Source organism: Mycoplasma sp. E35C (genome assembly GCF_019873825.1).
Lineage (GTDB): Bacteria > Bacillota_I > Bacilli_A > Mycoplasmatales > Mycoplasmoidaceae > Mycoplasmoides.
Map to the genome: position 1 here is coordinate 42,511 of NZ_CP068418.1, position 14,007 is coordinate 56,517.

Below are 14,007 nucleotides of genomic sequence, written 5' to 3' on the forward strand. Positions count from 1 at the left end.
GTTAAAATTTTACTGATAGAAGATATAAAAAATGAAACATCATATTAGGAAGAAAATAGCATTATTTTTTTCAGTAGTTTCACTAACTTCTTTAATGAGTTCTTGTTCATTAGATATAGTTGTTATTAACACAAAAGGGTCATCATCAGTGCAGCCCTTTTTAAATGATTTATCTTCAATATATGCAAAAAAACATGCAGTAGAGATCTCAGTTCAGGCTGGTGGGAGCTCTTCTGGTATTACTGGCGTGCTTGATGGCACTACAAATATTGGGAATGTATCTCGAAGTCCAAGAGGTCAAATTACAGCTAATGAATCGTTTTCTAAGCAATGAGAAGAAGACGGAATTAAAACTGTAACATTAGCAAAAGACGCTATTGCATTAATTTATAAAAAACCCAAAGATTTAGATAATAAAGACTTTTATATAGATAGTCATAATATTTCCAAACTTTATGATGCTTTCGCTGGTCATGAAGCAGTTTCATTATCTGACTTTTATTTTGGTGATGCATCATTAGGTGATGTTAATTTAACGCCGTTTGCTAGAAGCGGTGGAGCTTCTGTATCAGGAACTGCAGAAGCATTCTTAGAAAACTCAAATTTAATTGATGAGCATGATTTAGATAATAAAACTCTAAAAACGTTGCAAGGTTCAATTGATTATGGATATAACACGATAACAACAGGTGAATCTAATGTTGAAGCATATAAAAACTTCCAAGCTAATGCTAAATTAGATGGATCAATAACTTATTTATCATTAGGTTATATTATGAACAATATCAAAACAATTCATGATGATGGCTTTGAAATCATGAATTATAAAAAGGACGATGTAGTTGTTCCAACATTAGAAACTGTTGCTTCAAATGATTATCAATGAGTTAGACCTTACAACATAGTTTTTTCATTAAATAAAAACGATGTTAATAAACTAAATTCAATTAAAGAATTTATCAAATTTGCCGTTTTTTCTTCAAATTTTGAGCAATCAGAAGAAATAAAACAAGCATACAAAAAACAAGGATTAATTCAATTGAATGATGATGAATTAAAGCAAATGTTTTTATTAGATGAAGATACACAAAATCAATCAGTAAATGATTTAATAACTAATAATGAAAATAAGTTTTGAGTTAGTGACTATTCATTTAAACCAGTTAGATTTGGAGTTGAGTTTTAATGTTAGATATTGGTAAGATAAAAAAAATAAAAAGCACAAGCTTTAAAACCTTATCTTTTGTTGTTGCTTGATTGTTTGCTTTAAGCTTCATAGGAGTTTTTGGTTTTATTGTTTATCAATCAATTCCTGGATGACAAAGTTATGGTGAAAGCATTTTTAGATTAGAATTCAATTTAGTTGAACAAAAAGCTGGTGTTTGAAGTCCGTTAGCAGTTACATTATTTGTTACTTTTATATCGTTATTGATTGCTGCACCAATTGGTGTAAATACTGCGATATTTATCAAATTTAGGCTTAAAAAGAAGCTTGCAAGAGTATTTAGGATAGTAATTAATATTCTTGCTGGTATTCCTTCCGTTGTTTTTGGATTATTTGCTGCTAGTTCGTTAGGAAATGTAATTCAATTAATCTTTAATACCAAAACATCATGAAATTTGATTACAGCAATAATAATGCTTACTTTCATGATTATTCCGACAATAGTGGCAATGAGCTACAATTCGTTAGAAAGTGTAAGTATTGATTTATTGTCTGCTTCTATTGCTCTGGGGACTACAAAAACTAAATCAATCTATAAAATCTTTAAAAAAGAAGCTAAAAACGGAATTTATGTTTCTTTATTAATTGGATTATCTCGTGCTATTAGTGAATCGATGGCATTAAACTTTATTCTGACATCACAAAATTACAACCTAATAAGTAATAGTGATTTTGCTGAATTTATTCAATCAGGATTAAAGACAATCGGGGCAATTATTTCTTATAACTTTTTTGCTGAAAATGGATCAGAAAATTTAAGAAGTGTTTTATATTTATTTGGCTTAATTTTATTCATTTTTACGATATTAATTAACGTTTTTGTTTTATTTATCAACAGAAGTTCTACTAAAAAGAAATACCCATGAGTAATCAAAGTTGAAACATTTATTGCGAACATAATTTTATTTGTTCCCAATAAAATTTATGCATCATTTGCTTACTTAATTAACTTAAACAAAAGATCATCTAATTTTTTTAAAACTCATAAAAACACAATAAGAACAAAAATCTACGATTTTTATCGCCTGTTTATTGAGTTTTTATGCGTTGGATTGTGCTTAGGATTCATATTATGAATTCTTTTATACACATTCTATTATGGCGTGATAGCTATTTTCAGTCCAGATCAAACAATAACTTCTTTTGCAGCAGATTCAACTGGAAGAGCAACAGTTAACACATTAGTAATCATCTTTTTTGGTATCTTAATATCATTCCCAATATCATTATTAGTTGCAATCTATATTAATGAATATGCACGAAATAAACGGTTAAAAACAATAATTTTATTCTTAATAGACGCATTGGGATCAACGCCATCAATCTTATTTGGGATTTTTGGATTAACCTTCTTTATTCAAACATTAGGATTAGCTATTGGTGGTGCTTCATCTAACTCAATGATTGCTGGAATTTTAACAATTTCATTAGTTATTATCCCTTCATTTATTAGAATGTTACAACAAGCATTATCATCAGTGCCAAACTCAATTAGAGAAGCATCGTATGCATTGGGAATATCAAGATCAGAAACAATTTTAAAAATCATCTTGCCCCAAGTAACAGAAGAGATTTTAAGCAGCATTATCTTAACAATTTCACGTATTTTAGCTGAAACTGCACCACTTTATATTACTGCTGGGCTATCTTCTTCTAACCATTTCAGTTTAGGACTATGAGGACAAACATTAACCGTAAGAATATATGCTCAATTATTCTCAACATCAGCTAATGCTCAAAATGTTATGTTTGAAGCCGCCTTTATGTCAATTATGTTGATATTCTTCTTTATATTGATAAGCAATCTGTTTATTCCTTATATCTTTAAAAACAAATATAAGATATCCATGTGGATGGATAAATTAAAGAAAAGAAAGAACAAAATTAGTGCTAATTATGAAAAATAAAATAGATCCAAAAACAAAAGAATTGTATTTAAAAAAGAAAGCTGAATACAAAGAAAAAATTAAGAATTTAATTGCTCAAAAAAAAGAAGTAATTAAATTAAATGATGAAGCAAAATTAGTCGAAATTACCGCAAAAATTAAACGTTATAAGATTTTATATAACAATAAAGATCCTAATTTAATTCACTTTAAAGAAGACTATAATTTTGACAATATTTTTGAAGTAGATAATTTTAATCTTTGATACAACAATGGCTCTAAACACGCTTTAAAAGATCTTAATGTCAATATTAAGAAAAATAAAGTTACAGCACTAATTGGACCGTCTGGTTGTGGTAAATCAACATTCATTCGTTCTTTAAACCGAATGCACGATTTAACTGATGGAATAATTAAAAAAGGAAGTATCTTTTTCTTATCTAAAAACATTTATTCTAAGACATTACCTGAATTAGAATTAAGATCTAAGGTTGGAATGGTATTCCAAAAACCAACGCCTTTTTCTTTATCAATTTATGAAAATATTGCCTTTGCTTTAAAATCTCATGGAATGAAAAATAAAGCAGAAATTGATCAAATTGTTAAAGAATCCTTAGAAGGAGCTGCTTTATGGGATGATGTAAAAGACATTTTATATCAATCAGCTCACGGATTATCAGGTGGTCAACAACAACGTTTATCAATTGCTAGAGCAATTGCTTTAAAACCTGATGTTTTATTAATGGACGAACCAACTTCTGCATTAGATCCAATTGCTACAAATAAAATCGAAATCTTAATTCATAAACTTAAAAAAACATACTCAATTGTAATTGTTACCCACTCAATGGCGCAAGCACAAAGAGTTAGTGATGAAACAATCTTTTTCTATGAAGGAAAAGTATTAGAACAAGGCACAACAAAACAGATCTTTACACAACCAAAAAACGAAAAAACAAAAGATTATATCAACGGTAGAATCGGGTAATAAGATGTCAAGAAACTATAAATCATTAAAGTATTCAGAACAAGAATTAATTAATAAATTTTACGAATATATTGATCATGGAATTAAAATCCATGAGCATTTATTATTAGCTTTAAATAAGTATTTAAAAAAAGAAAATTACGAAGATATTTTGAATGAAATCTTTGAAATGGAAAAGATTTCAAACATTAAACAAGCTGACTTATTAGATGATTCAACTTGAATAATTTCAAAAGAACAACCACAAGCATCACACCTAAGATTTATCATTGCAATCATTTCATCATCAAATGACATAGAACGTATTTGTGATTATGCTAATAATGTGGCTAAATTCTTAATGAAAAATAAGAATATATCTGATAAAAAACTAGAAGTTATTATTGATTTACAACAAAGTGCATTGCAAAACTACATTGATGTAGTTAATCATCTTAAAGAAAACGAAGCAGAAGACACTTATAAGTTTGCTGACATCAGACAACAAGAGTTTGAATCTAAATACAAAAGATATTTAAAACAATTTAGACAATATGATTTAAATTCAGATGATGAATTGCAATTAAACCTATTAATTGACATGATCTTAACAATCAAAAACATTGAAAGAATTAACGATCATTTAGTTAATATTATTGAATACTTTGTTTATATTAAAGAATCATCATTCTTTTTTGATAAAAAACTTTAAAATTTACGAGAAAAACAATAAAAAAAGTGTTGAACTAATCAACACTTTTTTGTTTCCCGCTTCTTATAGTTAAAACTGAATATTTAATTTGTTTGTATCAATCTTTAAAATTGATTTTATTTTTGTTTTCGTTTTTCATTCGAGGTTGAATTTTGTTGCGATAGATTTGTTGTAATCCGTAACGAATTCCTCAAAGTAAATTGATTGCCACCATTGATAATGTGATACCAACTGGAACAACATCTCAATAACGATCACCTTTAAATCCTAAAATCTTAGCAACTGATTGATATTCGCCGCCAGGAGCTCAGTCAGTTGGGAGTAATCCTGTTGAGTTTCCTAAAATCTTAAGGTCTAAATTAATGCAAACTAATACATAAACTGAATAAGAACTTACAAACATTCATTGGTGACCTAAGTCTTTTCAACTTCAGTTTGTTGTTCAACAAATCAACATTAAACCAACTGATGTTGTCATAACGTGCAACATGAAGTAAATTTGGTCATTTCCATCACCTAGGAAGATTCATTTTCATGCTGTTGCTGCATCTGTATTATATTGATTTGCTAATCTGAATAATTCACCGTATAAAGTAATTAATCCGCCAAAAGTAGCAATTGGAGCGGCTGCTCTAACAAGTTTTTTATCTTTAATACTCATTAAAGCTAATCCACCAAAAATAGAGAAGAACGGGCAGATATCTAATAACAATAAACGTGAATGTCTTAATGAAACTCCTGTCGGGCTATTTTCTCATGAGTCGTTAAATCCAGGAATAACGAATTGAATTTGTCTTGCAAAAAACATGTAAAAGAACATTGCTGCTCCAACGACAAATCAAAATCAAAATTTATTTTCAAGTCGCTTAAAGTAAGCTGAAGATGCGATGACTGCTATAAACCAAAGGCTTGTAACGATCATCAAAATGGTACCTAGTTGCATTTTGACTATTTTTAATATTAATTATTATCCTTATTTTATATTTAAGGATTTATAGACAAATAAAATCTCTATATTTAAACTATGTTATTATAGCCATTTATTTTTAAATTAAAAGTAAAAGACTAAAATAAATTTATCTGTTATAATATACGAGTTAAGCTTCTGGAAAGATTGCTGATACACCATAAACTGTTGTCCAGTATCAGGTAACTTTTCTTGAGCGTTATATAAATTAAAATATAAGGCAACAAATGAAAGAAATAAGAATTAAACTAAAATCTTATGACAGCAGATTGTTAGACCAATCAGCTAAAAAGATTTTTGAAATCGTAAAAGAAACAGGATCAAAACTTTCTGGTCCAATCCCATTACCAACTAAAAAAGAAGTATTTACAATTATTCGTTCTCCACACGTTGATAAAGCTTCAAGAGAACAATTCGAAAGAAGAACTCACAAGCGTTTAATCATCATTAAAGATCTTAAGGACGAGACAATTCAAAAACTAAAACGTTTTGTAATTCCTTCTGGTGTTGAACTACGTATTTATTTATAAAGAGGAGAATAATCAATAATGAAAGGAATATTCGGAACTAAAGTTGGAATGACTCAGGTGTTCGAAGAAAATGGACGTCTGATTCCTGTTACTGTAGTAAAGGTTGAACCTAACCAAGTAATTAGCGTTAAAACAAAAGAAAAAGATGGATATGACGCAATCCAACTTGGATTTAATGAAACTCACGAAAAGAACCTAAACAAACCACAATTAGGTCAATTCAAAAAAGCCAACACAAATAATTACAAATACCTAGAAGAAATTCGCGGCATGGTTGGACACAATGTTGGAGACTTACTAAAAGTTGAAGACTTATTCCAACAAGGTCAAGTAGTTGATGTTCAAGCAAAAACTAAAGGTCGTGGATTTACTGGTGCTATTAAGCGTTGAAACTTCAAGATCGGTTCTAAGGGACACGGTGCTGGATACCCACACAGATTCCAAGGTTCAGTTCAAGCTGGTCGTGGGGGGTCACAAGCACAAAGAGTTATGAAAGGTAAAAAGATGTCAGGGCACTACGGTCATGAACTTGTTACAATTCAAAACTTATCAATCGTTGGTTTCTTACCAGAAGTAAATTCAGTAATGATCTCAGGAGCAATCCCAGGTCCAAACAATGCAAAAGTAAGAATCTCAACTTCAAAGAAAAACCCAAACAAAGTTATTTCTTACAAATTATTAATGAACAAAGCTGCTAGCAAACCAGCTGCAGAACAAACACAAGAATAATTTCAATTTAAGGAAAGTACAATAAGATGTCTAAAATAAAATTATTCGATTTATCTGGTAATGTACAAGAAGAAATCGATCTAAATCAAAAACTTCTTGTCAGCGAAGTGCACAAGCAAGCAATCTTTGATGCAATCTTAGCTGAAAACTTATCACAAATCCAAGGAACCCACTCAACTCTTAAAAAAGGTGAAGTAAGTGGGGGTGGTAAAAAACCTTACCAACAAAAACACACTGGTCGTGCTAGACAAGGTTCGATTCGTAACCCTCACTATGTAGGTGGTGGTATTGCGTTTGGTCCTAAACCAACTAGAAACTACAAAATCAAAGTTAATAAAAAAGTAAGTTCATTAGCTTTCAAATCAGCTATTACTTCAAAAGTTAATAACCAAGAATTATTAGGTCTAGTTGATGCTATCAAGCAAGACAAACCAAGTACAAAAGCAATTTCAGCTTTATTAAAGAAATTAAACCTTAACAAAAAAGTATTAATCGTTGCTTTTGAAAAGAACGAAAACCTTGAAAAATCAAGTGCTAACTTACCAAATGTTTCATACAAATTATGAAACCAAGTATCAGTAAGAGATTTAATTAACGCAAATTGCGTATTAGCACAGAAAAGCGCAATTAACAATTGAGTTGAAAGGCTGAACTAATCATGCAAATTACAGACGTACTTATTAAACCAGTGCTTACTGAAAAGACTTACAATGACTTAATGTCAGAACCTAAGAAATACACTTTTCTAGTAAATCCAAAAGCTAACAAACATTACATTAAACAAGCTTTTCAAGCGATCTATGGAGTAACTCCAACTGCTGTTAATACAAAAACTAAAAAACCAGCAAGAATTCGCACAGGAACACAAAAACCAGGTTATTCACGTTTAGAAAAAATTGCTATCATCACAGTTCCATTTGGAGTTGAAGTGGCAATCACTGGTGAGAAACAAGAAACCAAAGAAGAAGCTAAAAAATAATTATCAGGCGCAAAGCAGAAGGAAATAAATAAGCAGTTATGCCGATTAAAAAAATAACAAACAGATCAAACAGTGGGATTCACCACAAGATCGCAATTGACTATAAAAAAGTCTTAACTACTGATTCTCCTCTAAAATCTTTAATCGCTAAGAAAAAGAAAAATTCAGGAAGAAACAACCAAGGTAAAATTACTGTAAGACACCGAGGTGGTGGTTCTAAAAGAAAATACAGAATTATTGATTTTAAGAGAAACCTACACGATAACAAAATCGGAACAATTAAATCAATTGAATACGATCCAAACAGAAGTGCTTTCATTTCATTAGTAGCATACGAAAACGGATATAAATCTTATATCCTAGCTCCTGATGGTATTAAAGTTGGTGATAAGATCGTTTCATCTTCAGAAGCTGTTGATATCAAGATTGGTAACTGTATGCCTCTTGAATTCATTCCTGAAGGTTCAATGGTTCACAACATCGAAATGACACCTAAAAAAGGTGGTCAAATTGCTAGAAGTGCTGGAACTTACGCACAAATCTTAGGTAATGATGAAACTGGTAAATACATCATTCTTAAATTATCATCTGGTGAAACTAGAAAATTCTTAAAGAATTGTCGTGCTGTTGTTGGTATCGTTTCAAACCAAGATCACAACCTTGTATTACTAGGTAAAGCAGGTACTAGCAGACACAAAGGGATTAGACCGACAGTTCGTGGTTCTGCCATGAACCCTAACGATCACCCTCACGGTGGTGGTGAAGGTCGTAGCCCAGTTGGTCGTGATGCTCCAAGAACTCCATGAGGTAAAAGACACATGGGTGTTAAGACCAGAAACAATAAGAAATCATCTACAAATTTAATTATTCGTAGAAGAAACTCAAAATAGACAAATGAAAGGCTTAATTAATTAATGTCACGTAGTTCTAAAAAGGGTGCGTATGTTGAAGCTAGCTTACTAAAAAAAGTAACTGAAATGAACGCACAACAAAAAAAGAAAATTATTAAAACTTGATCTAGAAGAAGTACGATTTTCCCTGATTTTGTCGGTCATACTTTTGCAGTTCATAATGGTAAAAAATTCATCAATGTTTATGTAACTGAAGATATGGTAGGTCATAAGTTAGGTGAATTCTCTCCAACAAGAACATTTAAAGGACACAGTTCTAACAGATAGGAGCATAATTAAAAATGATCGCTATTGCAAGACAAAACAGGGTTCGTATCTCACCCCAAAAAGCACGCTTAGTTTGTCAATTGATTAAGAATAAATCAATTATTGAAGCGCAAAACATCTTAGTTAATACTGATAAAAAAGGTGCTCGTATCATCTTAAAATTACTTAACTCAGTAATTGCTAATGCTACAAACAACCACGCAATGTTAGCTGATAAACTTTATGTTTATGAAGTAGTAGCAAACCAAGGTCCAACCCTTAAAAGAACTTTACCAAGAGCTAAGGGTTCAGCTGATATGATCAGAAAACGATCAACTAATTTCGTAATCAAACTATCAGATGATAAAAATGAACGTAAATTAGAAGTAGAAGCAATTAAAAACAGACTTAAAAAACGTGTTGCTGGACAAAACAAACACAAGCAATCAGTTAGCGGAGACAAAAAATAAATATGGGTCAAAAAGTAAACTCAAACGGTCTTAGATTTGGGATTAATAAGAACTGACAATCTCGTTGAGTAGCTAAAACAAACCAACAAACAGGTGATTGAATTGTTCAAGATGAAAAAGTAAGAAATTACTTATTCCAAAAATACCACAATGCTTACATTTCTAACATTGAAATTGAAAGAACACAAACTTCAATTCGTGTATTCATCTATGCTTCTCAACCAGGTATTGTTTTAGGTAAAGAAGCTGCTAACATCAAAACCATCGTATTAGCAATTAATAAAATTGTTGGTCGTAAGATTAAAGTTGATGTTGATGTGCTTGAAGTTGGTAACCCAGCATTAAGTGCGAAAGTAGTAGCTAGAGAACTAGCTGATGCTATCCAAAACAGAACACCATTAAGAACTGCAATGCGTCAAGCACTTAAACGTGTTCTTAAATCTGGTGGTAAAGGAATTAAAGTATTAGTTTCAGGGCGATTAAACGGGGTTGAAATTGCTCGTGACAAAATGTACATCGAAGGAAACATGCCACTATCTACTTTAAGAAGTGATATTGACTACGCACTAGAAGAAGCTCACATGTCTTATGGTGTAATCGGTGTTAAGGTGTGAATTAACCGTGGTGAAATCTTTGGAAAAGATTTCTACAAAAAACAAATCCACATCATTAAACCAAAAGGTAGTGATTTTGATCACAAGAGAAGACACTTTAACAAATCAAGAGATCAAAAACACAAACAACAAAAACCTCAACAAAACCAACCCGCTAAGGAGTAAGTGACATGTTACAACCGAAACGTACTAAATACAGAAAGCCTCATAATGTAAGTTATGAAGGAAAAGCTAAAGGTAATTCTTATGTTGCTTTTGGTGAATACGGAATCATGGCGACTAGTGGTGCTTGAATTGATTCACGTCAAATTGAAAGTGCTCGTATCGCGATTTCAAAACACCTTGGTAAAACTGGTAAGATGTGAATTAGAATCTTCCCACACATGTCTAAAACCAAAAAACCATTAGAGGTGAGAATGGGTTCAGGGAAAGGTAACCCAGAATTCTGAGTGGCTGTTGTCAAACAAGGAACTGTTATGTTTGAAGTAGCTAACCTACCAGTAGCACAAATGAAAGAAGCTTTAACAAGAGCTGGTCATAAATTAGGTGTTACATGAAAAATTGTTGCTAGAGAAGGGGTTCAATAATGAACAAAGAACTTAGAGCAAAAACCAACGAAGAACTAATTCAATTAGTAACTCAACTTAAAGGTCGTTTATTAGAGTACCGCTTTAAATTAGCTCAAGGTGAATTAGATAAAACTCACATCATTAAAGAAACAAGACAAACATTAGCACGTGTGCTAACAATCTTAACTGAGCGTGATGTTAAAGTTAATATTAATGCGATGGTTTCAAGTTTTGTTAAAGAAAAAAACAAACAAAATGAAATCAAAGAATCATTAAAGAAACTTAAAGAACTAAAAACCCAAAAAGCTAAGCAAAACAAAGAAAAACGTTTAGCTAATGCTGAAAAAGTTAAAGCTGCTCCAAAACCAGAACCAAAAGCTAAGAAAGTAAGAGCAACTAAAAAAGCTGAAGCAGTAACTAAAAACACACCAAAAGATAAAAAACAAATTAAAGCTAAATCAAAGAAAAAAGGATAGAATATGCGTAATTCAAGAAAAGTCTTAATGGGTGTAGTTGTAAGTGATAAAATGCAAAAAACTGCAACAGTAAAGGTTGAATCAAAAAATCAACACCCACTTTATCACAAGTTAGTGATTTCACACAAAAAATACCACGTTCATAACGATGGTGAAAATGTAGCCAAAGTTGGTGATAAAGTTTTAATTATGGAAACTCGTCCTTTATCAGCAACAAAACGTTGAAGAATTTCAAAAATTCTAGAACGTGCTAAATAGTTTAACAGGAGAATTCAACTTATGATTCAATTTATGACAAGACTAAACGTGGCTGATAATACCGGTGCACGCGAAGTTGGAGTAATTAAAGTTTTAAATGGTTCTAAAAGAAGATACGCTTCTGTTGGCGACATTGTAGTAGTTTCAGTTAAAGACGCAATTCCATCAGGTACAGTAAAAAAAGGTCAAGTTTTATTTGCTGTAATTGTTAGAACTAAAAAAGGTGCTCAAAGAAAAGACGGAACTCACCTTTCATTTGATGATAATGCTTGTGTGATCATCAAAAACCGTGAGGATTTCACCCCAAGAGGAACTCGGATTTTTGGTCCAGTAGCACGTGAATTACGTGAAAAAGGTTTCAACCGTATCGTTTCTTTAGCGAGTGAAGTTTTATAGGAGTTAAAGATGCAAAGAATCAAAAAAGGTGATAAGGTTGTTGTAATTGCTGGTAAGCACAAACAAAAATCAGGAATTGTCTTACAAGTATTTATTAAAGAACAACGTGCAATTGTTGAAGGTATCAACATGGTAAAACGCCATGCTAAACAAGATGCTCAAAACCAAAAAGGTGGAATTATTGAAAAAGAAGCACCAATCCACTTATCTAACTTGGCTTTATTAGACCTTAAAGCTAAAGAAGTTAAAGCAACTAAAGTTAAGTATGGAATCGATCCAAAAACAAATAGAAAAGTTCGATTATCTCGTAAAACAAATAATCTTGTAGGTGGTCAATAATGAATTTAAAAACTAAATATAAGAATCAGATCGTTCCATTATTACAAAAAGAATTTGCACTTTCATCAGTAATGCAAGTTCCTAAGATCGAAAAAATCGTAATCAACATGGGTGTTGGTGATGCGACAAAAGATGCAAAACTTTTAGAACTAGCACAAGCTGAATTACAAGCAATTAGTGGTCAAAAACCAGTAATTACCAAAGCTCACTCATCTAACGCTTCATTCAAAATCCGTCAAGGTCAAGCAATTGGTTGTAAAGTAACTCTAAGAGGTGAAAAAATGTGAAACTTCTTAGAAAAACTAATTAACATTGCACTACCTCGTGTAAGAGACTTCAGAGGTCTATCTAACAAAGCTTTTGATAGTCAAGGTAATTACACATTAGGGATTAAAGAACAAATTATCTTCCCTGAAATTATCTATGATAATGTTAAAAAGATTCGTGGTTTTGATGTAACATTGGTAATTTCATCTAACGATATCAAACAAAACTACAGATTATTATTAGAATTAGGGATGCCTTTAATTAAGGCTAAGGAATAAACAAATGGCTAAAACATCACTAAAAGTTAAACAAGCACGTCATGCCAAATTTAAGGTAAGAGCATACACTAGATGTAAACGTTGTGGCCGACCACACGCTGTATTTAGAAAGTTCGGTATTTGTCGTTTATGCTTCAGACACCTAGCTTACAACGGAAGCTTACCAGGCGTTAAGAAAGCATCATGGTAGATAGGGGTTAACAAGAAATTATGCATTTTGATCCAGTAGCAGACATCATAACTAAAATTAATAATGCTAACCGAGCAAAGATTGTAGAACTTCAAACAGAAGCTTCAAAATTAAAAGTTGCAATCTTAAACATTCTATTGAATGAAGGTTATATTCGTGGTTATGAAATCTACGATAATAAAGAAAAAACAAAATCAATTTTAAAGATTAAATTAAAATTTGATGAAAACCGCATCAGCTCACTAAATGGAATTAAACAAATTTCTAAACCTGGTTTAAGAATTTATGTTTCAGCTGATAAACTACCAAGAGTATTAAACGGTTTAGGAATTGCCATTGTTTCAACTAACGAAGGTTTAATGACTGATAAATTAGCAAGAGCCAAGAAAATTGGTGGTGAAGTTCTTGCTTATGTTTGATAGGAAAGGTTAATAAAAAGCTATGTCAAGAATTGGTAATCGCTTAATTACAGTGCCAAGCAATGTTAATATTAACCAAACTAAAGAACTATTAACATTCAAAGGACCATTAGGTCAATACGACCTGAAGTTAGCTGCTAACTGTGGTATTAGTGTTGAATTAAAAGACAATACCATTAAATTAAGTCGTGCTAACGAATTAAAACAAACAAAAATGTTACACGGTACATACAATGCATTAATTAAAAATGCAATCATCGGCGTGACTTCTGGATTTAAAAAAGAATTACGTCTAGTTGGTGTAGGTTATCGTGCAGCATTAAAGGGTAATATCTTAAACTTACAATTAGGATATTCACACCCAATCGATTTAGAAATTCCAAAAGACTTAAAAGTCGATGTTCAAAAGAACACTGAAATTACAGTAAGTGGAATTGATAAACAAAAAGTTGGTGAATTTGCCATCCAAATTCGTAAATGAAGAATGCCAGAACCTTATAAAGGTAAAGGTGTATTGTACCTTAACGAACAAATTATTCGTAAAGCTGGTAAGACCGCAGAAGGGAAGAAATAATAACT

The 14,007-nt window shown here is 31.3% G+C and carries 21 protein-coding genes and 1 pseudogene; 21 read left to right on the forward strand and 1 reads right to left on the reverse strand.

Annotated features, from left to right (window positions below; genetic code table 4):
- Positions 1-31: 31 nt before the first annotated feature.
- The 4 genes from JJE79_RS00170 to JJE79_RS00185 are packed head-to-tail and all read left to right on the forward strand — an operon-like array spanning position 32 to position 4,790.
- Entirely contained in the window at positions 32-1,186 is a 1,155-nt protein-coding gene (locus tag JJE79_RS00170; RefSeq protein WP_222926455.1) for a substrate-binding domain-containing protein, read from the forward strand.
- Entirely contained in the window at positions 1,186-3,132 is a 1,947-nt protein-coding gene (gene pstA, locus JJE79_RS00175; protein WP_222926457.1) for a phosphate ABC transporter permease PstA, read from the forward strand. The genes JJE79_RS00170 and pstA overlap by 1 nt, the downstream gene beginning before the upstream one ends.
- Entirely contained in the window at positions 3,122-4,099 is a 978-nt protein-coding gene (gene pstB, locus JJE79_RS00180; RefSeq protein ID WP_222926458.1) for a phosphate ABC transporter ATP-binding protein PstB, read from the forward strand. Before pstA ends, pstB begins: the two co-directional genes overlap by 11 nt.
- Positions 4,100-4,103: 4 nt before the next feature.
- A complete protein-coding gene (locus tag JJE79_RS00185) occupies positions 4,104-4,790 on the forward strand; it encodes a PhoU domain-containing protein (RefSeq protein WP_222926459.1) in 687 nt (228 codons plus the stop codon).
- A gap of 34 nt (positions 4,791-4,824) precedes the next feature.
- Here JJE79_RS00185 and JJE79_RS00190 read toward each other — a convergent pair whose 3' ends face one another.
- A complete protein-coding gene (locus JJE79_RS00190) occupies positions 4,825-5,733 on the reverse strand; it encodes a DUF5378 family protein (RefSeq protein WP_222926461.1) in 909 nt (302 codons plus the stop codon).
- Positions 5,734-5,984: 251 nt separating this feature from the next.
- Between JJE79_RS00190 and rpsJ the strand changes: the two genes are divergently transcribed.
- From rpsJ to rplF, 17 genes and pseudogenes are all read left to right on the forward strand, one after another.
- Complete coding sequence (rpsJ, locus tag JJE79_RS00195) at positions 5,985-6,287, forward strand: 30S ribosomal protein S10 (RefSeq protein ID WP_222926462.1); 303 nt, start codon at positions 5,985-5,987, stop codon at positions 6,285-6,287.
- A gap of 18 nt (positions 6,288-6,305) precedes the next feature.
- Complete coding sequence (gene rplC, locus JJE79_RS00200; RefSeq protein WP_222926464.1) at positions 6,306-7,016, forward strand: 50S ribosomal protein L3; 711 nt, start codon at positions 6,306-6,308, stop codon at positions 7,014-7,016.
- A gap of 26 nt (positions 7,017-7,042) precedes the next feature.
- The gene (gene rplD / locus JJE79_RS00205) at positions 7,043-7,672 is read left to right on the forward strand and encodes a 50S ribosomal protein L4 (RefSeq protein WP_222926466.1); all 630 of its coding nucleotides are present in this window, start codon (positions 7,043-7,045) and stop codon (positions 7,670-7,672) included.
- 2 nt (positions 7,673-7,674) lie between these two features.
- Entirely contained in the window at positions 7,675-7,995 is a 321-nt protein-coding gene (locus JJE79_RS00210; protein WP_222926468.1) for a 50S ribosomal protein L23, read from the forward strand.
- 38 nt (positions 7,996-8,033) lie between these two features.
- Positions 8,034-8,885: a 50S ribosomal protein L2 gene (gene rplB / locus JJE79_RS00215; protein ID WP_222926469.1), complete on the forward strand. Its 852-nt coding sequence runs from the start codon at positions 8,034-8,036 to the stop codon at positions 8,883-8,885.
- A gap of 24 nt (positions 8,886-8,909) precedes the next feature.
- Positions 8,910-9,173: a 30S ribosomal protein S19 gene (gene rpsS / locus JJE79_RS00220; protein WP_222926471.1), complete on the forward strand. Its 264-nt coding sequence runs from the start codon at positions 8,910-8,912 to the stop codon at positions 9,171-9,173.
- 14 nt (positions 9,174-9,187) lie between these two features.
- Positions 9,188-9,520: pseudogene (gene rplV / locus JJE79_RS00225) on the forward strand (50S ribosomal protein L22); the annotation flags it as partial.
- A 104-nt stretch (positions 9,521-9,624) separates the two neighbouring features.
- A complete protein-coding gene (rpsC, locus tag JJE79_RS00230; protein ID WP_222926475.1) occupies positions 9,625-10,401 on the forward strand; it encodes a 30S ribosomal protein S3 in 777 nt (258 codons plus the stop codon).
- 5 nt (positions 10,402-10,406) lie between these two features.
- A complete protein-coding gene (gene rplP, locus JJE79_RS00235) occupies positions 10,407-10,823 on the forward strand; it encodes a 50S ribosomal protein L16 (protein ID WP_222926477.1) in 417 nt (138 codons plus the stop codon).
- Positions 10,823-11,281, forward strand: coding sequence for a 50S ribosomal protein L29 (gene rpmC / locus JJE79_RS00240; RefSeq protein WP_222926478.1), 459 nt, complete (start codon positions 10,823-10,825; stop codon positions 11,279-11,281). Before rplP ends, rpmC begins: the two co-directional genes overlap by 1 nt.
- A 3-nt stretch (positions 11,282-11,284) precedes the next feature.
- Positions 11,285-11,539: a 30S ribosomal protein S17 gene (gene rpsQ / locus JJE79_RS00245; protein ID WP_222926480.1), complete on the forward strand. Its 255-nt coding sequence runs from the start codon at positions 11,285-11,287 to the stop codon at positions 11,537-11,539.
- Between the two features lie 21 nt (positions 11,540-11,560).
- Positions 11,561-11,935, forward strand: a complete 375-nt coding sequence (rplN, locus tag JJE79_RS00250; protein ID WP_222926482.1) for a 50S ribosomal protein L14 — start codon at positions 11,561-11,563, stop codon at positions 11,933-11,935.
- A 9-nt stretch (positions 11,936-11,944) separates the two neighbouring features.
- On the forward strand, positions 11,945-12,274 hold the full coding sequence (gene rplX / locus JJE79_RS00255; protein ID WP_222926484.1) for a 50S ribosomal protein L24: 330 nt from the start codon (positions 11,945-11,947) through the stop codon (positions 12,272-12,274).
- Complete coding sequence (gene rplE, locus JJE79_RS00260) at positions 12,271-12,819, forward strand: 50S ribosomal protein L5 (protein ID WP_370630560.1); 549 nt, start codon at positions 12,271-12,273, stop codon at positions 12,817-12,819. The genes rplX and rplE overlap by 4 nt, the downstream gene beginning before the upstream one ends.
- 4 nt (positions 12,820-12,823) lie before the next feature.
- Positions 12,824-13,009 carry a type Z 30S ribosomal protein S14 gene (locus JJE79_RS00265; protein ID WP_222926488.1) on the forward strand — a complete coding sequence of 62 codons (186 nt, stop codon included), beginning with the start codon at positions 12,824-12,826 and terminating at the stop codon, positions 13,007-13,009.
- A gap of 17 nt (positions 13,010-13,026) precedes the next feature.
- Entirely contained in the window at positions 13,027-13,431 is a 405-nt protein-coding gene (gene rpsH, locus JJE79_RS00270; RefSeq protein WP_222926812.1) for a 30S ribosomal protein S8, read from the forward strand.
- A 19-nt stretch (positions 13,432-13,450) separates the two neighbouring features.
- Positions 13,451-14,002, forward strand: coding sequence for a 50S ribosomal protein L6 (rplF, locus tag JJE79_RS00275; RefSeq protein ID WP_222926489.1), 552 nt, complete (start codon positions 13,451-13,453; stop codon positions 14,000-14,002).
- The last annotated feature ends 5 nt before the right edge of the window (positions 14,003-14,007 follow it).